The sequence below is a fragment of the Peptoniphilus sp. oral taxon 386 str. F0131 genome (genome assembly GCF_000090945.1).
In the GTDB taxonomy this organism is placed as follows: Bacteria; Bacillota; Clostridia; order Tissierellales; family Peptoniphilaceae; genus Anaerosphaera; species Anaerosphaera mikwangii.
The window spans coordinates 57,037-74,885 of sequence record NZ_GL349422.1; the positions used below are offsets into that span (position 1 = coordinate 57,037).

The 17,849-nt window shown below is 32.0% G+C and carries 20 protein-coding genes, 1 tRNA gene and 1 other annotated feature; of the genes, 5 read left to right on the forward strand and 16 right to left on the reverse strand.

Annotated elements, in window-relative coordinates:
* Nucleotides 1-11: 11 nt before the first annotated feature.
* Nucleotides 12-87 (forward strand) — tRNA-Lys (locus HMPREF0629_RS00340).
* A 319-nt stretch (nt 88-406) separates the two neighbouring features.
* Here HMPREF0629_RS00340 and HMPREF0629_RS00345 read toward each other — a convergent pair.
* The 4 genes from HMPREF0629_RS00345 to HMPREF0629_RS00360 all read right to left on the reverse strand — a co-directional run bounded on the left by HMPREF0629_RS00345 (nt 407) and on the right by HMPREF0629_RS00360 (nt 4,854).
* Nucleotides 407-988 (reverse strand): M48 family metallopeptidase, encoded by a 582-nt coding sequence (locus tag HMPREF0629_RS00345; protein ID WP_009221387.1) that lies wholly within the window; start codon nt 986-988, stop codon nt 407-409.
* 1 nt (nt 989) lies between these two features.
* Complete coding sequence (gene cls / locus HMPREF0629_RS00350) at nt 990-2,465, reverse strand: cardiolipin synthase (protein ID WP_009221388.1); 1,476 nt, start codon at nt 2,463-2,465, stop codon at nt 990-992.
* A gap of 10 nt (nt 2,466-2,475) precedes the next feature.
* The gene (typA, locus tag HMPREF0629_RS00355; RefSeq protein ID WP_009221389.1) at nt 2,476-4,305 is read right to left on the reverse strand and encodes a translational GTPase TypA; all 1,830 of its coding nucleotides are present in this window, start codon (nt 4,303-4,305) and stop codon (nt 2,476-2,478) included.
* 150 nt (nt 4,306-4,455) lie between these two features.
* Nucleotides 4,456-4,854: an ATP-binding protein gene (locus HMPREF0629_RS00360; RefSeq protein WP_009221390.1), complete on the reverse strand. Its 399-nt coding sequence runs from the start codon at nt 4,852-4,854 to the stop codon at nt 4,456-4,458.
* A gap of 176 nt (nt 4,855-5,030) precedes the next feature.
* Between HMPREF0629_RS00360 and rd the strand changes: the two genes are divergently transcribed.
* A complete protein-coding gene (rd, locus tag HMPREF0629_RS00365; protein WP_036730150.1) occupies nt 5,031-5,195 on the forward strand; it encodes a rubredoxin in 165 nt (54 codons plus the stop codon).
* Between the two features lie 74 nt (nt 5,196-5,269).
* On the opposite strand, the gene HMPREF0629_RS00370 is transcribed toward rd, so the two are convergent.
* The 8 genes from HMPREF0629_RS00370 to HMPREF0629_RS00405 all read right to left on the reverse strand — a co-directional run bounded on the left by HMPREF0629_RS00370 (nt 5,270) and on the right by HMPREF0629_RS00405 (nt 11,645).
* Nucleotides 5,270-5,716, reverse strand: a complete 447-nt coding sequence (locus HMPREF0629_RS00370; protein WP_009221392.1) for a hypothetical protein — start codon at nt 5,714-5,716, stop codon at nt 5,270-5,272.
* Nucleotides 5,700-6,137, reverse strand: coding sequence for a DUF2871 domain-containing protein (locus tag HMPREF0629_RS00375; RefSeq protein WP_009221393.1), 438 nt, complete (start codon nt 6,135-6,137; stop codon nt 5,700-5,702). Before HMPREF0629_RS00375 ends, HMPREF0629_RS00370 begins: the two co-directional genes overlap by 17 nt.
* The gene (locus HMPREF0629_RS00380) at nt 6,134-6,799 is read right to left on the reverse strand and encodes a hypothetical protein (RefSeq protein ID WP_009221394.1); all 666 of its coding nucleotides are present in this window, start codon (nt 6,797-6,799) and stop codon (nt 6,134-6,136) included. The genes HMPREF0629_RS00375 and HMPREF0629_RS00380 overlap by 4 nt, the downstream gene beginning before the upstream one ends.
* 77 nt (nt 6,800-6,876) lie before the next feature.
* Nucleotides 6,877-7,440, reverse strand: a complete 564-nt coding sequence (locus tag HMPREF0629_RS00385) for a TetR/AcrR family transcriptional regulator (protein ID WP_009221395.1) — start codon at nt 7,438-7,440, stop codon at nt 6,877-6,879.
* 469 nt (nt 7,441-7,909) lie between these two features.
* Nucleotides 7,910-9,166: a UDP-N-acetylglucosamine 1-carboxyvinyltransferase gene (gene murA, locus HMPREF0629_RS00390; RefSeq protein WP_036730154.1), complete on the reverse strand. Its 1,257-nt coding sequence runs from the start codon at nt 9,164-9,166 to the stop codon at nt 7,910-7,912.
* Between the two features lie 104 nt (nt 9,167-9,270).
* Nucleotides 9,271-9,654: a 50S ribosomal protein L7/L12 gene (gene rplL, locus HMPREF0629_RS00395; RefSeq protein ID WP_009221397.1), complete on the reverse strand. Its 384-nt coding sequence runs from the start codon at nt 9,652-9,654 to the stop codon at nt 9,271-9,273.
* Between the two features lie 32 nt (nt 9,655-9,686).
* Nucleotides 9,687-10,226 (reverse strand): 50S ribosomal protein L10, encoded by a 540-nt coding sequence (rplJ, locus tag HMPREF0629_RS00400; protein ID WP_009221398.1) that lies wholly within the window; start codon nt 10,224-10,226, stop codon nt 9,687-9,689.
* 11 nt (nt 10,227-10,237) lie between these two features.
* Nucleotides 10,238-10,367, reverse strand: a sequence feature (ribosomal protein L10 leader region).
* 417 nt (nt 10,368-10,784) lie between these two features.
* The gene (locus HMPREF0629_RS00405) at nt 10,785-11,645 is read right to left on the reverse strand and encodes a CPBP family intramembrane glutamic endopeptidase (RefSeq protein WP_009221399.1); all 861 of its coding nucleotides are present in this window, start codon (nt 11,643-11,645) and stop codon (nt 10,785-10,787) included.
* A 499-nt stretch (nt 11,646-12,144) separates the two neighbouring features.
* On the opposite strand from HMPREF0629_RS00405, the gene HMPREF0629_RS00410 reads away from it, so the two are divergent.
* The 3 genes from HMPREF0629_RS00410 to HMPREF0629_RS00420 are packed head-to-tail and all read left to right on the forward strand — an operon-like array spanning nt 12,145 to nt 16,357.
* The gene (locus HMPREF0629_RS00410; protein ID WP_009221400.1) at nt 12,145-12,885 is read left to right on the forward strand and encodes an ABC transporter ATP-binding protein; all 741 of its coding nucleotides are present in this window, start codon (nt 12,145-12,147) and stop codon (nt 12,883-12,885) included.
* Nucleotides 12,886-12,902: 17 nt separating this feature from the next.
* Nucleotides 12,903-15,002 carry a COG1361 S-layer family protein gene (locus HMPREF0629_RS00415; protein WP_009221401.1) on the forward strand — a complete coding sequence of 700 codons (2,100 nt, stop codon included), beginning with the start codon at nt 12,903-12,905 and terminating at the stop codon, nt 15,000-15,002.
* Nucleotides 15,002-16,357 carry an ABC transporter permease gene (locus tag HMPREF0629_RS00420; RefSeq protein ID WP_009221402.1) on the forward strand — a complete coding sequence of 452 codons (1,356 nt, stop codon included), beginning with the start codon at nt 15,002-15,004 and terminating at the stop codon, nt 16,355-16,357. Before HMPREF0629_RS00415 ends, HMPREF0629_RS00420 begins: the two co-directional genes overlap by 1 nt.
* A gap of 181 nt (nt 16,358-16,538) precedes the next feature.
* Here the strand turns inward: HMPREF0629_RS00420 and HMPREF0629_RS00425 are convergent, their stop codons facing one another.
* The 4 genes from HMPREF0629_RS00425 to HMPREF0629_RS00440 form a co-directional block, all read right to left on the reverse strand.
* Nucleotides 16,539-16,652: a transposon-encoded TnpW family protein gene (locus HMPREF0629_RS00425; protein ID WP_081689748.1), complete on the reverse strand. Its 114-nt coding sequence runs from the start codon at nt 16,650-16,652 to the stop codon at nt 16,539-16,541.
* 171 nt (nt 16,653-16,823) lie between these two features.
* On the reverse strand, nt 16,824-17,144 hold the full coding sequence (locus HMPREF0629_RS00430) for a TfoX/Sxy family protein (RefSeq protein WP_009221403.1): 321 nt from the start codon (nt 17,142-17,144) through the stop codon (nt 16,824-16,826).
* 21 nt (nt 17,145-17,165) lie between these two features.
* On the reverse strand, nt 17,166-17,594 hold the full coding sequence (locus HMPREF0629_RS00435; protein ID WP_009221404.1) for a VOC family protein: 429 nt from the start codon (nt 17,592-17,594) through the stop codon (nt 17,166-17,168).
* Nucleotides 17,595-17,650: 56 nt separating this feature from the next.
* Nucleotides 17,651-17,849: DUF4368 domain-containing protein (locus tag HMPREF0629_RS00440; RefSeq protein ID WP_218015355.1), on the reverse strand; the 199-nt coding region annotated here is incomplete at its 5' end.

Below are 17,849 nucleotides of genomic sequence, written 5' to 3' on the forward strand. Positions count from 1 at the left end.
TTGTTACTCCTGCACCTTTAGCTCAGTTGGTAGAGCAACTGACTCTTAATCAGTGGGCCCACGGTTCGAGTCCGTGAAGGTGCACCATATAAAACCTTGAAATTTAATAGTTTCAAGGTTTTTTTATTTTATAGCATATTAACATAAATATTAAATAGCTACAAACTCGGAAAGCTGTTCCGCTTTAGTTAAAAAATTAAATAAGATACCAAAATCAAAGTATTCGGAAAAATGAAAGATACGAAAATTATGATATAAGAAACAAAGAATATGTAATTCATTATATTTAACAAAGTATTGATTTCAGAAGTTTTGACTGTTTTGAAAAATTAACAGTACACCTGAACAAATATTTATTCTCAACCAACAACATAAAAAAGACTTAGATTTCATTCCAAGTCTTAATCTAACTGTTCAGTTTTTTATGGATTTCATCATAATCCGGCATATATTTTTTTATTTCCGTATAGAATTTTTTTGAATGATTTGCTATCTTGAGATGTACCAGTTCATGTAATACAACTGATTCAATTTCATCTATAGGTCTTTTTGCAAGATACAAGTTTAAATTTATAAGCTTTCTATCTGGATAACAAGTCCCCCAACGTGCATTCATTTTTCTTATTTTAAATTCTCTCTGCATTAACCCTGTAAGCTTATTATACTTTTCAAAAATCATCGGTAAAATTTTCAAAAGCTCCTTCTTGTATAATAACTCCAACTTTTCTTCGGTATCTATATTTTCAACAAGCATCTCATCTAATCTTTTCCCGAATAAATAGATAATCTTATTTCCAATATCATTTTGATATTTCATATTTCTCTTCAAACTTATCATTTCTTCAAGCTGTATCTTATTTTTTTCGATAAAATTCATTATAATTTCTCTATTCATATTCTCAGGTGCAGATACCAAAAGAGCCTCAGCAGTTGCTGAAACCCTCAATGTCTTTATGTTTTTTTTATTTATTATAATTTCATATTCCATATTAAAGCACCGGAGAGAGAAGTCTGCTTATTCCCTCTTTTACCTTTATGATTATATTTCTATTTTCATAATCTGAAAGAGTTAATTCAGTTGATTTTTTTACATCTCTATTAAAATCTTCTACAAGCTGTCTATTTAATTTCGCATCAAAGACAAATGCATTAACTTCAAAATTCAACTCAAATGAACGAATATCAAAGTTCGCAGTTCCCACACTCGATATATAATCATCACAGCATATTACTTTTGTGTGTAAAAAACCTTCTTCATAAAAATACGCCTTTGCTCCCCATTGCAACAACTCTCCTATAAATGAAAGTGATGCCCAATGTACAAAAAAATGGTCTCTTTTTCTCGGTATCATTATATTTACCTGACATCCGGATAATGATGCAACTTTCAGTGCATTTAAAAGTCCTTCGTCCGGAACAAAATAAGGAGTCTGAATGTATATGTTCTTTTTAGCTCTTGTTATAATTTTCTCGTATCCGTTTCTAATTGAATTTACTTTTGTATCGGGACCGCTTGTAACAATACATATCTCTTTATCAGCACCTTCCCTGTATAAATACTCGGGAAGTAATGAAATAAATCCGCCGTCATATCTGTCGGATGCATATCTATAATCAAGGAAAAATCTGAATTGGAGTCCTCTTACCGCATCTCCTGCAATTCTGAGGTGTGTATCTCTCCAAAAACCGAACTTTTTATTTTCGGATACATATTCATCTCCTATATTAAGTCCTCCAACATATCCTATCTTATGATCTATGACGACAATTTTTCTGTGATTTCTAAAATTTATTCTTGTGTTTATTGTTTTAAAAATCCCCGGGAAAAATATTTCAACCTTAACTCCGTTTGCAATTAATTTTTTTCTGTCTCCGGGTTTAAAACCTCTTGCCCCCATTCCATCTACAAGCAAAATTACTTCAAGTCCCTCTTTTGCCTTTTGAACCAACAGATCCATAACTTTTTTGCCCAGATTATCCGACTTGAAAATATATGACTCAAGATATATTGAATTCTTTGCAGCTCTCATATCTTTAAAAAGACTTTCAAACATATCTTTTCCATTGTTAAATTTTACAATCTCATTATTTCTATATAGGATTTCATCCTCTCCGTGATTAAACATCTCAATTATTTCAACATATCTTTTAGTCTTTTCCTTTAGAGATATTTTTCCGGATTTTATCATACTAAGCTGCACTTTTGCTATTTGATTCATTTTTTTAAAGGCTTTTCCCTTTTTATCGAACATTCTTTTCCGAGATAAATCCTGTCCTAAAATCAAATACAAAAGAAATCCCAATATCGGAAGAAAGTTTATAGTCATTACCCACAATAATGTAGATATAGGTTTACGCTTCTCTATAAAAACAATTACAAGAGAAAACACTATATTTATTATAAAAATAAACCCATATAGCTCCACAAATCTTATTATTGTTTCTATATAATCCTTTAAAAACATAAAATCACCGTTATTTTAAATACTTTTTAGACTTGTATCTTGTTTGTGAATTCAAAATTTGTTTTCTGATTCTGAATGTGGAAGGTGTAACCTCAATAAGTTCATCATCTTCAATGAATTCAAGAGCTTCCTCCAAGCTCATACTCTTTTTAGGTGAAAGCTTTAATGCCTCGTCCGAACCGGATGCTCTTACGTTTGACTGTTTCTTTGTCTTGGTTACTGAAACTTCAATTTCAACTCCTTTAGGAGATTGTCCTACAACCTGACCTTCATATACATTTTCACCGGGTTCTACAAATAAAAGACCTCTATCCTGTGCATTGTTAAGTCCGTATGCAGATGCAACGCCTGTATCAAATGAAACTATTGATGCATCAACTCTTCGCGGTATATCTCCTTTATACAATTCATATCCGTCAAAAATAGAATTTAATATACCGTTTCCTTTAGTATCTGTTAAAAATTCGTTTCTGTATCCTATAAGACCTCTGGCAGGCATTCTAAATTCAAGTCTTGCATATCCGCCGGTAGGCTCTTGCATCGCAACAAGCTCAGCTTTTCTGCGTCCAAGCTTTTCTATAACTGAACCTGCAAACTCACTTGATACATCTATCGTAACATATTCCATAGGTTCAAGTTTTTTTCCGTTTTCTTCTTTAAATAAAACTTGTGGCTTTGATACTTGAAATTCATATCCCTCACGACGCATATTTTCTATTAACACACTTAAATGAAGTTCTCCTCTTCCCGATACTTTAAAACTGTCAGTGGTAGATGTCTCTTCAACTCTAAGACTTACATCAGTTTGAAGTTCTCTGAAAAGTCTTGATCTGATTTGTCTTGATGTCAAAAATTTTCCGTCTTTCCCCGCAAACGGAGAATCATTTACAGAAAAGTTCATGGAAATTGTCGGTTCCGAAATTTTTACGAATTCAAGTGGAGTAGGATCATTTATAGAACAAATCGTATCTCCTATATTTATATCCTCTATTCCTGAGACTGCTACAATCGAACCGGCTCTTGCAATAGAAACCGGAACTCTTTCAAGTCCTTCATATTCATAAATCTGAGATATTTTTACTTTTTTAGGTTCAAGTGCCGCCTGTGCATTTGTAAGAACAACACTGTCTCCCTCTTTAAATACTCCTCTTTCAACTTTTCCTACACCAATTCTTCCTACATATTCATTGTAATCAATGGTAGAAATTAAAAGCTGAAACGGAGAATCTTCATCACCTGCCGGTGCAGGTATATAATCTATGACAGTATCAAAAAGAACATTCATATTTTCAGCGCTATCCCCTAAATTTTTCATAGCTATACCTTGTTTTGCAGATGTATATACAAAAGGACACTCAAGTGTATTTTCATCAGCACCGAGATCTATAAATAAATCAAGTACCTCATCCACAACTTCCTCAGGTCTTGCTCCGGGTCTGTCAATTTTATTTACACACACAATTACGGGAAGCTTTAATTCAAACGCCTTTTTAAGTACAAACTTGGTTTGAGGCATGGGGCCTTCAAAGGCATCAACCAATAAAACTACACCGTTTACCATCTTTAAAACACGTTCAACTTCTCCGCCGAAATCTGCATGTCCGGGAGTATCAATGATATTTATTTTTACATCTCCATATTTTACGGATGTATTTTTAGAAAGAATAGTTATACCTCTTTCTCTTTCAATATCGTTTGAATCCATAACACGATCTTCAACAACCTGATTTTCTCTAAATACACCCGATTGTTTTAAAAGTGCATCCACAAGAGTGGTCTTGCCATGATCAACATGGGCTATTATAGCAATATTACGAACATCTTCTCTAAATTTATTCATTTTTATTCACATCCAATCTATTTCAACACTAAATTATAACATAGACTTATAGTATATTGTAATGATTTGTAAATAATAAGTAATTTTTTTTCAAAAAAATAGTACCTTTGATATCAAAAGTACTATTTTAGAATAAAATTGCAATATAAATTATAAACTAACTCTTTTTGTAACGATTATTTCATTTTTATTAAAAACCAAATCATCGGTAAGTGCTCTTACCAATATAAGACCTCTGCCGGAACATTTCAGACTGTTATAGTCATAAGAATCAAAGTCGAATTTAACTCCGCACCCTTCGTCAGAAACTCTTATAGTTATGGAATCTGAATGCAACACAATTTCAAGGCATACACATTTGCATTTATCTTTTTTATTTCCGTGTAAAACACCATTTACCATAAGCTCATCAAGTATTAATCTTATATCATATATGGTTTCTTCATCGCATATGTATTTCTTTAAGCTATATAAAATATCTTCCAAAAATATTCTCAGCTCATCTAAATCACTACAGATAGAGCCGTTAAATCTGTACAACGCACTCATATTCCACCTCCTTTGATTTATTTTTACCCTTTCATCTTTTAATTAAACTAAACAAAGTACTATTTGTCTTAAAATTTATGTTTTAATAATTTTATATTTATAAAAAATATATGTTATTTTTGGAAAAAAGGGTATAATATAACTGATAATTTGAAAATGTGAAAGGAGAATTTAAAATGCAAAAATACGAATGTACTCTATGTGGTTATATTTATGATCCTGAACTTGGCGATGAAGAAGGGGAAATCGAAGCAGGTACAGCTTTTGAAGATCTTCCTGAAGATTGGGAATGTCCTCTATGCGGAGCAGGAAAAGAAGATTTTGAACCATATGAAGATTAATAAAAATTATAAGGAGTGTGTTTTATAACACACTCCTTTTTTAATTATTAACTACAATTTTAATTTTTACACATTTAAAGCTGTTTATTGCCGTCTAAATAATTAAAATATATTCGCAAAAATGATATTCCCGCAAAAATCAGCGCAAGTCCTATTCCCGTATAAAATACAGCGATAAATTTTGACGAGACTAATCCCGATGAGCGTAACCAAATGCCGCCTCCCATCATAAAAACCATAATACCATACGATCTCAAGTCAAAAAAATACCAAAACGGTTTTATGTCCTCCTCATATGAATGTATACGCCTTGAATGTTTTAAGCTCATCTTATAAAACATAACACTGAACGCCGAAAATACTATCAGTGATAAAAGTAAATTAATTAAAGAAACTTTCTCAATCAGTTTATGAGCATTTATTCCAAGTCTTGCAACGTTTACGCCCGCAATTATCCAAACAACTCCGGCTATCGCTAAAAGATTTCGCTTTTTTACCCCGAATTTAAGACATCTTTTCATACAAATTTTTCAACCTCTTACTATTTTTGAGTGCTACCAACAAAAGAATTATGCCGACACCGACTAATATATGTCCTATTCCTGCAATTCCGGAGATTGCAGCATCAACTTTCGATGAAAGTAAAATATTTAAAACCTGCAAAACACCGCGAACTACCATCATAACAACTGTTATGGCAACACCGATATTATAGACATAGATAAAAATATTAAATGACTTTTGTTCATGAAGATTATTATTTTCGGCAAATAATGCAACAATCAAAAACAACATCATTCCAAGTAAAAATAAATGTGTATGCACTTTTCCAAGTACGGTAACTCCGGAAAATTCATTCCATTTAGTAACCTCTCTATAAAATATTCCACCTATCATAGCTATAATAGCATATATTAAAGAAAAATTTAAATATTTTTTCATCTTAATTCCCCTTTCATAGAATTATATCCAATAAGTACAGTCCATACATAAGCACATGTTTTAGGAATCATAAGTATTCCCACAACAGGTATGGAATCTGAAAGTAAAACTACCGGAATATAAAAACCAAAACTCAAAACAATAGTTATCCATAAAAATCGAAATTTATAATCATTTCTCTGTTTTGCACTTTGATAAAAAATAACTACAATTAAAACCCCTAAAATTGTAAACGGAATATTCCTGTAAATTCCCCAAGACAGAGGAGGTGTTATACTCAGCCATTTATTTTGCGGCATAAGACAAAGAATAATACGAGAAATCGCACATATCCATACGGTTATAGTTAATTCTCTCCTTCCTGTAATCTGATAACGTTCACGCCATACATAGTACAACAGCACATAAAAAAGTGTCATAGTAACAGAGGTAATCAGCTTTCCTACTCCAAGAGCAAAAGTATATTCCTCAAGTCCTGCTGTACATAAAGCAACTGCTCGTGGAACTAAATGAAATGCATCTCCAAATCCTAAAACTACAGCCATTATTCCATACAAAAGATACTGCCTTTTTCCGTTACTTTCTCTTATCATTTTTACACCCAAGAAAATAACCGTACATAAATAAATAAAATCAAAAATCGTTTCAAAAACAGCTTGCATTGTAAACATCTCCTTATGTTTTGAACTTTGTTCAATATAAGCCCCATAAAATCTCGCCACAAAATAACGGCGAGATTTTAATGTGAATATATTGTACGTTTAATAACTTCCAAAAGTGTATCACAACTCTTCTTCTTTTGTACCAACAGACAAATTACACTTGACAGTATAAAATCAATAAAATCGGATTCGGTGAATTCGTTCGAAAAAATACTCTTACCGACATACTTGTCACTATGTAATGAGCATAACATTTTTTCTTTTATCTGGGCGATATAATGCTCCATACAATCACGAGCTCTATTTTGACCCTTAGTTGAAAAACTGATTGAATGAATTGTAAAGAAATTCGGATATTTTTTTATTCCCAATTGAATCTGTTTAAAACATTGATCTATGTATTCAGGAAAAGACAAATTATTTATTCCGCTATCACTTAATTGAAATATATCTTCCCATACACTTTCAATAGTCGCAATTAATAAATCATTTTTTGACGGAAAATAATAATATAGTGAACCAAGTGCAACTTCACAATTTTTTGCTACTGTACGCATATTCAAAGAAGAAAGACCTTTTTCCGATACTAACTTTCTACAATTTTCTAAAATAGCTTCCTTAGATGTTACAGAAGTATTCATAATAAATCCTCCTTACTCCAACTTGAACAATGTTCAATTATATTTTAATTAATTATTTTAATATTGTCAATATACAAATACAAAATTAATACCATTTCAAAGGTCATAATAAATTGAACTTTTTAATAAATTTATCTTGTTTTCATTTTATTCAGCATAACATAAGTTTAAGTACACCGAAAAATATCTTCTCATAGTAGATTGATAAAATCATTTATCTCCTCAGATTTTTATCATTATTACTCTCTACGAGCTTTTCATTTACCGTACACAACTAAATTTTTAAAATCAAATTAAACGTTAAATTAAAAAAGAGTGTACACCACACTCTTTTTAGTACTACTCAATTAAGTTATTATATATTTAGAAAATTCCTTATAAAAGTTTCTTCCTAATTACATAACACTTTCTCTCAAAATAAATAATATATTCATCCTAAATATCTTACAATAAACTCTGTCATCTAAATTCAGTCATCTATTCTTTCAATTATTGCACCAAGATTTCTAAATTTTTCTTCAATATCTTCATAACCTCTGTCAATATGGTATATATCAGAAATTTCAGTTTCTCCCTCTGCAACAAGTCCTGCCAAAATAAGTGCAGCGCCCGCACGCAAATCAGTTGCCCGAACCTTTGCTCCAAAAAGAGTCTTTCCGCCCACAACTATTGCCTCTCTGTTGTTTACGGAAATATCCGCTCCCATTTTAACAAGTTCATCAGCGTGCATAAATCTATTTTCAAAAACAGTTTCAATTGCAATGTTATTACCTTTTAATTTTGTCATAAGAGCTAAAAACTGTGCTTGCATATCAGTCGGGAATCCCGGATATGGAAGAGTCTTTATGTTAATCGGAATAATTGCATCCTCTCCTATAACTCTTATCCTATCGTCTTCTTCGATTATTTTTGCCCCGCATTCTTCCAGCTTAGCTATAACAGGCTTCATATGAGATGAAATAACATTATCTACAATAACATCTCCTCCTGTAATTGCAGCCGCAACCATAAAGGTTCCAGCTTCAATTCTATCGGGAATAATTTGATGTGAGCATCCCTTTAACTCTTTTACTCCTTTTATTCTTATCGTAGAAGTTCCTGCCCCCATAACAGCAGCTCCCATCTTTCTTAAAAAGTTTGCAAGATCTACAATTTCAGGTTCCATTGCAGCATTTTCAATTACAGTTTCTCCCTCAGCCAAAACAGCGGCAGTTATAATATTTTCTGTTGCTCCGACAGATGGAAAGTCAAGATAAACTCTACATCCTATAAGCTTTTCAGCAGAAGCTGTAATATCTCCGACATTATTTTCAATTTCAGCTCCAAGTGCCTCAAATCCTTTAAGATGTAAATCAATAGGTCTTGATCCTATATTGCAACCACCCGGAAGTGAATTTACAGTTTTGCCCATTCTGCCAAGAAGAGGTCCCATAACTAAAAATGATGCTCTCATTTTACTCATAAGTTCATAACTTGTAACATATGAACTTAAATTTTTTGAATTTATAACTAATTTATTTTTACCTGCTTTATTTACAACACAACCTAATGATTTAAGTACTTCAATCATTATTTCAACATCTTTAAGCTGTGGTACGTCTTCTAAAATAATATCTTCTGTTCCAAGAATTGAAGCCGCCAAAATAGGAAGTGCAGCATTTTTTGCACCGCTTACTCTAACAACCCCACTTAACTTGGGACTTTTTTTTACAACTATTTTCTCCAATCGAATTCCTCCGTAAATAATATACAAAAATATTATACCATATTATTTAGAAAGTAAAGCATAAAAAAACAGCCACCTTAGTGACTGTTTTAATCAAAATTTAATTAAGCAATTTCAACAACTGCGCCAGCTGCTTCTAATTGAGCCTTTAATTCTTCAGCTGCTTCTTTAGCTACGCCTTCTTTAACAGCTTTTGGAGCTCCATCTACAAGAGCCTTAGCTTCTTTTAATCCAAGTCCTGTTGCATCCTTAACTACTTTGATAACTTTAACTTTTTCAGCTCCTGCATCTTTAAGAACTACGTTAAATTCAGTTTTTTCTTCAGCTGCTGCTGGAGCTGCTGCTCCTGCTGCCGGAGCTGCTGCAACTGCCATTGGAGCTGCTGCTGATACACCAAATTCTTCTTCAAGAGCCTTAACTACTTCTGATAATTCTAAAACTGTTAAACCTTTAATTTCTTCAATAAGTGATTGTACTTTTTCTGACATTTTATATACCTCCGATAATTTCTTTTATGCTACTAAGCTGTAGCTTCGTTTGATTTTTTGTCTGCAATTGCTTGAAGCACTACTGCAAGACCTCTGATATTTCCGTTTAAAACATTTACTAAACCTTGAATTGGAGCATTCAATCCACCTAATACTTGAGCTATTAAAACTTCTTTTGGCGGTAGCTTTGCAAGGTCGTCAATTTCTTTTACTGTAATTACTTTGCCGTCAACTATACCTGATTTGATTTCAAGTTCTTCATGATCCTTAGCGAACTCAGATGAAATTTTTGCTGCTGAAACAGGATCTTCCATTGAAAATGCAACAGCGCTCGGTCCCTTTAAAAACTCTAAAACTCCGTCAAAGCCAAGTTCCTCAAAGGCACGTCTCATCATAGTATTCTTATAAACTTTATAATCTACATTTGCAGCTCTGTACTTTGTTCTTAGTTCAGTAACCTCTTCAACATTAAGACCTCTATAGTTTACAAGTACTATACTCTTTGCAGCCTCAATTTTTTCTTTAATTTCATCAACTGTTTGGGTTTTCATTTGAAGCTTTTCTTCTTTCACTCTTTCACCCCCTGAATATAAAAAAATCTCATCGCAGACCTGATGAGATTAAGAAATTCGATATTAAAAAATCGATACTTACCTCGGTAGGATTTTTAAAGTATAACTCCCTACTGTCTGCGGTTAATTTTAACGTTGATATAATATCAGATGTAAGACTAATTGTCAATACATTTCAAATAATTTAAATAATTTATTTATAAACTCTATTTATTCTAAGAATAAACTGATTAAAATTTAATATATTTGTACCTAACTCCTATTTAAACTTTCACTAAATAATTTAAATCAACAATAAATACAAATATCCTATCCCGAAAAATCCCAACTGTTTTTTAATTGCCGATTTCATCTTTCCAAAATTGAAATAAGCGGTAACATCACTTCGACGTACCGCCCTACATAGAACTTCAAAATATTTATTTGCAATGATGTTTTATATATCCATTACAACAATATATAAAATTATCCAATATAATATTTATTTTTTTATAATTCATAATTAAGCTCTTATATGTTATTTTTTATAAAATAATACATTCTATAAACTTACAATACTTATGCCGACACTTCTTTTTCGTTATAAAATTTAAATATGAGAATAATAAGTATAATACCTACAATCGTAGTTACTATTCCACCCTCATATCCGAATTTTCCTCCGGATATAAAATCTTTACCCGCCTGCGGAATTGAATGCAATACAGCACTGCCCATTAATGCTCCCGATACCTCTGCTCCATAAACATAAGCCATAGTATAATTCCATACTCCATGACTTATTCCGCAAACCCAAAGACTTCCGGTTTTATAATATAAAGCTGCAAATACTATTCCAAATAACACAAGATTGATAATTGGAATAACAGTAATTCCGGGATTTGCAAAATGCAAAACGGAGAATAAAATACTGGTTATAATAATTGACCATTTATCTCCCATAACATTTGCAAAATTCGGCATCAAATAAGAACGCATTACCAACTCTTCAAAAGTTCCCTGAAACATAAAAAATATAAAACCGAGAATCATAGGAGAAATCGACTTTGTAGTAAATATATATTCAAACTTGATACCTCCAAGCATAAATATCAAAAGTGCAACCGAACTTATAGCTGCTAATCCGATTACTACGCCTTGAAAAATTTCTTTTATTGCTCCTTCTCTATGCCAACCTAAATCCTGAAACTTTATTTTTGATATTTTACACATGACAAAAGCGCTTACAATAACATTTAAAATCATTGCCACTGTACTGCCTATCGTAATATATCCATTTCCGGATTTAAATATCGATAGACTTACCACCTCAAAAACGCCTGCCATAAATAACATTATAAAAGCCGCAACAAAAGTTGAAACAACTAAAGTTCTAATATTTGAAGTCTTACGAAATTTACTTTTTTGTAATTTATACATACTCTATCTCCTTACTTTTTAAATATACTGAATATGTCAACCTATTCCTATTATTCGTACACACTATAAATAATTCAAATTTATTGCATATTCAGCTTATATAGTTTGATTTTAATTATCAATAAAAGACGCAATTCTTGTAAAAATGTTAATTATCAAGACGCACAATTAAAATCAAACTATAAATAAATTTCTGTAACAATATAGCATATCAAAAATAATCTGTCTACCACTTAACTACACTAATATGAAATCTTTGCTTTATCTTAAAGTTTGTTTTTTAATTGAAGTTTTATAAACCTTTAATTTTTATTTTTTTCACATCTGTATTACATTTTTTAGAATATACTTTCTAATTATATCGACATATTTTAATCCGAAATAATATAATTCTTCAACATATTTGTGCTATCTTCCATAAAAATAAAATTTATTTTAAGATAGTTTTAAGTTTTTATTAAAAATAACACTTCTTAAAAAGGTTGTGATATAATCGTAAATGAAATTAATTTACAATAGAGGGTGTGATATCATAGAAACTCTAATAAGTATAAAAAATTTAAAACGCATTTATAAAATGGGAAATGAAAAAGTTTTTGCATTAAATGGCATTGACCTTGACATATATAAAGAAGAAATACTTTGTCTATTAGGTACCTCCGGCTCCGGAAAATCGACTCTGCTAAATATGATGGCAGGTCTTGATAAACCCACAAGCGGAGAAATTATAGTCGGCGGTGTTCATCTTGAAAAATTAAACGAAACCCAAATCACAAAATTCAGACAGTTAAATGTAGGCTTTGTATTTCAATCTTATAATCTGATCTCTACACTCAATGCTCTTGAAAATGTAAGTCTCGGCATGATTTTCAAAGGCGTTCCGATAAAACAGAGAAATGCTCTATCGGAAGATATCCTGACTAAAGTGGGACTTGGAGACAGATTATATCATAAACCAAGTGAAATGAGCGGCGGTCAGCAGCAGCGTGTTTCTATCGCAAGAGCATTTGTAGATAAACCGCCTATAATGTTTGCCGACGAGCCGACAGGAAACCTCGACACAAAAACTTCTTTTGAAATAATGAATCTGATGTGCCAAATGGCAAGAGATTATCATCAGACACTTATAATAGTAACGCATGATATTGAAACATCTGTCTATGCAGATAGAATTGTCGATATGCGTGACGGAAAAATTGTAAGTATAAAAGAAAATCAACCTAAAATACCAAAAGCATAAATGGAGGAATAAAATAAATGAAAAGAATATTAAGCATCTTTATGGCATTATTAATTTTAATCGGCACGGTATCGGAAAAAACTTATGCTACAAGCGTATCTAATAAATTAACCGTAATAGCCGACCAGACGAAAGAAGTTGGTGAGGGAGGATATGTTGTTGTCGGAGTTAATATAAAAAACAATTCAAATATACCTGTAAAAAGAGTTACAGCCCAAGCATTTATAGAAAATCCGGACAAAGCTTATATTGATGGCGATGGATATATATTGAGCGCCGGATATAATTTTAATAACTCATCTGATAACATAGGTAATTTCAGAATAAGAACAGATGCTGATTTTACAACTAAAACAGTACCCATAAAAATTGAATTAAGATATTATATTGAAAAAACTAATGAATATGTGGAACAAAAAGAAACTATCTATGTTCGTGTTGTCGCTCCGGAAAAAGCTGTAAATCCTGCAATTGAAATCTCTAAAGTGGACTCCTTGTGGCTTAACTCAGTTGATGCGGGACGTGAGTTCCAAGTTCCGTTTGAGGTTAAAAATACAGGAGATTCTGTCGCAAAGAATATAAAGGTTTCTCTTGAAGGACTTGAAAGCGGAAAAATAACTCTTGCAAACGGACTTTCAACTGCGGATATAACAAGATTAAATCCCGGACAATCTCAATTTATATATTTTAACTTAAAATCATCCCGCTCTACTCCTGCAGGTTCATATATGCTTGGTTTAGACTATAAATTTACAGGAGAAAAGGAAACTTCCTCTCCGATAGAAGGAAAATATAAATTCTCAATTGATCTTTTAAAATCAAAAATAACTCCTTCATCACTCGAGTTTAAAAATGTAAGTTTCCCGACAGGAGCAATAGGCAGAAATCAAGATGCCAAAATTTCATTTGACTTAGTTAATACGGGAAAATTTGTCGCAGAAAATATAAAAGTGACTGCAAATTCTCAAGACCAAACAGGTCTTGCATCAAAGTCGGTTTCACAAATAAACCATAAGTCACTTAAACCTAACGAATCTGCTCACTTTGTCTTCGACTTCATTTCTACTCCGTCAGCGGAAACTAAAAATTATCCGGTAGAAATTAAGGCTGTTTTTTCAGACGAATCAACAGATAGTTCACAAGAAGCTTCACAAATAGTCGGTGTATTTGTAAAGGCACCTAAGGAAAAAGATCCTAATGCAAAAGATGAATCTCCAGTTCCAAAGTTAATAATAGAAGAATATTCTTTTGATCCGCAAATAATTGAAGCGGGCAAACCGTTTAAAATGTATCTTAAGCTCTATAATACAAATGCAAATAAAGCTGTAAGAAATATAAAAATATTTTTAACATCCGATACTCAAGAATCGGCAACCGGAAATTCATCAGACTCTAAGGGTTCTTCCAATTCAACCGCATCTGTTTTTACCCCGGTAGGAAGCTCAAATACTTTCTACATTGACAATATAAATCCGGGAAAACGGGTTGACAAAGAAATTACTCTTACAACTGTTCCCGATACTGCCGCAAAAACCTATACTGTAGTTGCAAATTTTGAATATGAGGATTCAAAGGCAAATAAATATACGGCAACAGAACAAATCGGTGTACCTGTGGTGCAACAAGCCAAACTTGATGTTGGAGAAATAATTGCACAAGGTGACTTTAGCATAGGAATGGAGACTCCCCTTTCAGTTGATTTTTATAATACAGGAAAGGCAACTTTATACAATGTATTAATTAAAATTACAGGAGATGGAGTAAAATTTGATACTCCGACATATTACAAGGGAAATTTCCAACCGGGTTCATCTGATCAATTTTCTGTCAATGTAAATCCGGAAACTGACGGAAAGAAAAAACTTACTCTTACTTTCACATTTGAAGATTCTACAGGTGCAACTCAAACTATAACAAGAGATTTTGACTTTACTGTAGAAAAAATGATGATTGATGAAAATATGCCGGACGATATCAATAATAATGTTGGAAGTAAAAATAAAATAACTAAAATAGTAGGAGGAATAATTTTACTTGCTGCTGTTATCGGTACAGGTGTACTGATTAAAAAAAGAAGAGATAAGAAAAAACAAGAAGATGAGGATTTAACATTATAATGAAATTAAAAGATTTGATAATGATGGCTCTTAAAAATTTAAACAGCAGAAAATTAAGAACTGCTCTAACTGTTCTCGGAGTTGTCATAGGAGCTACATCTATAATTGTAATGCTCTCTATCGGTTTTGGATTTCAAAAAATAAATACAGATATGTATAAATCAATGGGTGACTTAACGACTCTTGATTTGCATACTGATATGTTCTGGTCCGATGAACAGGAAAAAGAAGCCTCAAAAAAGAAAAAAACATTAAATGATCAGGCGATAAATGAAATAAAAAGAATCCCACACGTAATTGCAATTATGCCTATGTACAAAGCAAGTGCAGTATTTACAAGCGGAAGATTTTCAAACAACGGCGTTGATATAGTCGCAATTCCTGCCGATGCAATGGAGAAATTCGGCTTTAAAATAGGAGAAGGAAGACTATTAAATTCACAGGACAATTCAGGCGGAGTTGTAATGAGTTTCGGGTGTGCAAATGAAAATTTTAGAGATGACAAAAGGCCGTACATCAATTCTACAGGAAAAATACAAGCTTTAAAATCAAGAATAGAAATTAAACAATTCCAAGTTCAAAATTCGAATAACGAATATTCCGGCGGCAGCTATTTTGATGAAGATGGATTCGAAAGAAAATCATATGTTGAAAAACTTAAAGTTGTAGGTGTGCTTGAAGAAAATCCGAATGACTGGTCTAATTACAATACAACATACATGACAATCGAATATTTTAAAAAACTAAAAAAAGCATCTGAAACTGTAAATGGAAAAACTTCCGCCCTCAAAGCATACTCCAATATAAAAGTAAAAGTTGACGATATGGAAAATGTCGATGCGGTTCAAAAACAAATTAAAGACTTGGGATACAATGCGACAAATATGTATGCCGAATTTTTAAAACAGGGCAACCAACAAATTGTAATAATACAAGCTGTTTTCGGTGCAATAGGTGCAATTTCATTTTTAGTTGCGGCAATAGGTATTACAAATACAATGATAATGTCAATTTATGAACGAACAAAAGAAATCGGAGTAATGAAAGTAATAGGCGCATCTATTAAAGATATTGAAAAGCTGTTCTTAGTAGAGGCAGGTTTTATAGGATTATTCGGAGGATTTTTAGGAGTAATATCTTCACTTCTACTATCCGCTCTGTTTAACAAATTAGCCGAAGGTTTTATAATGTCTGAAATAGGCTCTGCAAATGTAGATCCTAAAATTTCATATATCCCATTTTGGCTTATACTGATTGCTCTATTATTCTCAACTGCCATCGGAGTTATTTCGGGATATCTTCCGGCAAGACGTGCTATGAAATTATCGGCGCTTGAAGCGATAAGAAGTGATTAATTAAAATAAATATAAAATTAGAAAATTCCATCGTAAAAATATTATGTACATCTATAAAAAATATATAAAATGTATTATAAAGACAAATAAATCCCTGCTGTTTGATGTGGGGATTTATTTGTTACTATTATTCCTTTTGGGAAGATTTGTCAAGGACATAAATAAAATTTCTTTGACAAATTTATATCTTCTCTGTTTCTCTCTTGATTAACTTTAGTATTTTATCCTTGTATGTTTCTCCTGTATCTTGTTTAAAATGTAGGTTTACAGTATATTTTGTCTTTCCAATATCCATAATTAACTATTTATGTGCCGGTTCTTTTATTTCTCTTTTTTCTTCTTCCATATGTCCTCCTTTCCACTTTTAGACAAAGAAAAAACAGTAAACCTTTGTGATTTACTGTTTCGTAAGTTGCTATGTTATTGTTTCTATTTAATTATTTCATCTTGACAAACTGGGAGTTTATTATTTCTTTTTCTTTGGTTTTGGTGCAGGTAACTCATCATACATTGAATTGAATAATCCGGTTAAAAATTCTTTGTTGTCAACATCATCTACCAATAGCATTTCCTTTGCTCCATCATATGGTAACTCATACTTTGCATTTGGCATATATGCTATTGCAGATTTAACAGGCTTCACTAAAAACCTATCATCATAAATTCCACCAACAATTTTTCCGCGATAATAAACAATATATTCGCCCATCATTGATCTATATGTTATTTCTTCCAACTCGGATAGTTGTTCTAAAATGAAATCTAAATATTCTTTACTTGAAGCCATTTTTTCAATCTCCCTTAATTGCTAAAATTTCAATAGTCCATTTTCGTCAAACTTAAAATTTGGACCCCATGCAACTTCCCAATAATATCCATCTAAATCAGAAAAATATGCGTGATATCCACCCCAAAAGGTGTTTTGTGGTTCTTTTACAATTCTTCCGCCAGCACTTCGTACTAATTCAATTACACTATCAACATCTTCTTTATGTTCAACATTGTACGCTAATGTAATTCCGGAAAATCCATTTCCTTTTGGTGGATTATTTTCATCAATATCTTTCGCTAATTGTTTCAAAGGAAATAGTTCGAACTTTGTTCCCGGAGTATCAAAAAAGCATACCGATGGATTATTTTCTTTGCAATCAGTCTTATAGCCTAAGCCATCTCTATAAAATTTGATTGACCTTTCCATATCTTTAACACCTAAACAAATACAAGTAATTTTGTTCATTTCTACCTCCTTAATTCGTCATTTTTCTCTTAATAATTGGTATTATTATACCATTTTTAAGCCATTTTTTCTATATCGGCTTTTTGCGGCACTTGACAGTTGCCTATAAAATTAAAATATACATCAACCTGTTGTTTTCGGTCTTTGCCTTGTCTTCCTCCTTTTGCTTCACGGACTACAACTTTTTCTATATACTCATTCATCATTGGTACTGTCAGTTCCCCAATATCGGTATATTTCTTTATCATTTTTAGG

What these genes read in the sequence shown, in the direction of transcription:
- HMPREF0629_RS00345 (WP_009221387.1), bottom strand. Translation starts at nt 988, where the DNA reads ATGGAATATGAAATTATAATAAATAAAAAAAACATAAAGACATTGAGG.
- cls (WP_009221388.1), bottom strand. Translation starts at nt 2,465, where the DNA reads ATGTTTTTAAAGGATTATATAGAAACAATAATAAGATTTGTGGAGCTA.
- typA (WP_009221389.1), bottom strand. Translation starts at nt 4,305, where the DNA reads ATGAATAAATTTAGAGAAGATGTTCGTAATATTGCTATAATAGCCCAT.
- HMPREF0629_RS00360 (WP_009221390.1), bottom strand. Translation starts at nt 4,854, where the DNA reads ATGAGTGCGTTGTACAGATTTAACGGCTCTATCTGTAGTGATTTAGAT.
- rd (WP_036730150.1), top strand. Translation starts at nt 5,031, where the DNA reads ATGCAAAAATACGAATGTACTCTATGTGGTTATATTTATGATCCTGAA.
- HMPREF0629_RS00370 (WP_009221392.1), bottom strand. Translation starts at nt 5,716, where the DNA reads ATGAAAAGATGTCTTAAATTCGGGGTAAAAAAGCGAAATCTTTTAGCG.
- HMPREF0629_RS00375 (WP_009221393.1), bottom strand. Translation starts at nt 6,137, where the DNA reads ATGAAAAAATATTTAAATTTTTCTTTAATATATGCTATTATAGCTATG.
- HMPREF0629_RS00380 (WP_009221394.1), bottom strand. Translation starts at nt 6,799, where the DNA reads ATGCAAGCTGTTTTTGAAACGATTTTTGATTTTATTTATTTATGTACG.
- HMPREF0629_RS00385 (WP_009221395.1), bottom strand. Translation starts at nt 7,440, where the DNA reads ATGAATACTTCTGTAACATCTAAGGAAGCTATTTTAGAAAATTGTAGA.
- rplL (WP_009221397.1), bottom strand. Translation starts at nt 9,654, where the DNA reads ATGTCAGAAAAAGTACAATCACTTATTGAAGAAATTAAAGGTTTAACA.
- HMPREF0629_RS00405 (WP_009221399.1), bottom strand. Translation starts at nt 11,645, where the DNA reads ATGTATAAATTACAAAAAAGTAAATTTCGTAAGACTTCAAATATTAGA.
- HMPREF0629_RS00410 (WP_009221400.1), top strand. Translation starts at nt 12,145, where the DNA reads ATGAAATTAATTTACAATAGAGGGTGTGATATCATAGAAACTCTAATA.
- HMPREF0629_RS00415 (WP_009221401.1), top strand. Translation starts at nt 12,903, where the DNA reads ATGAAAAGAATATTAAGCATCTTTATGGCATTATTAATTTTAATCGGC.
- HMPREF0629_RS00420 (WP_009221402.1), top strand. Translation starts at nt 15,002, where the DNA reads ATGAAATTAAAAGATTTGATAATGATGGCTCTTAAAAATTTAAACAGC.
- HMPREF0629_RS00425 (WP_081689748.1), bottom strand. Translation starts at nt 16,652, where the DNA reads ATGGATATTGGAAAGACAAAATATACTGTAAACCTACATTTTAAACAA.
- HMPREF0629_RS00430 (WP_009221403.1), bottom strand. Translation starts at nt 17,144, where the DNA reads ATGGCTTCAAGTAAAGAATATTTAGATTTCATTTTAGAACAACTATCC.
- HMPREF0629_RS00435 (WP_009221404.1), bottom strand. Translation starts at nt 17,594, where the DNA reads ATGAACAAAATTACTTGTATTTGTTTAGGTGTTAAAGATATGGAAAGG.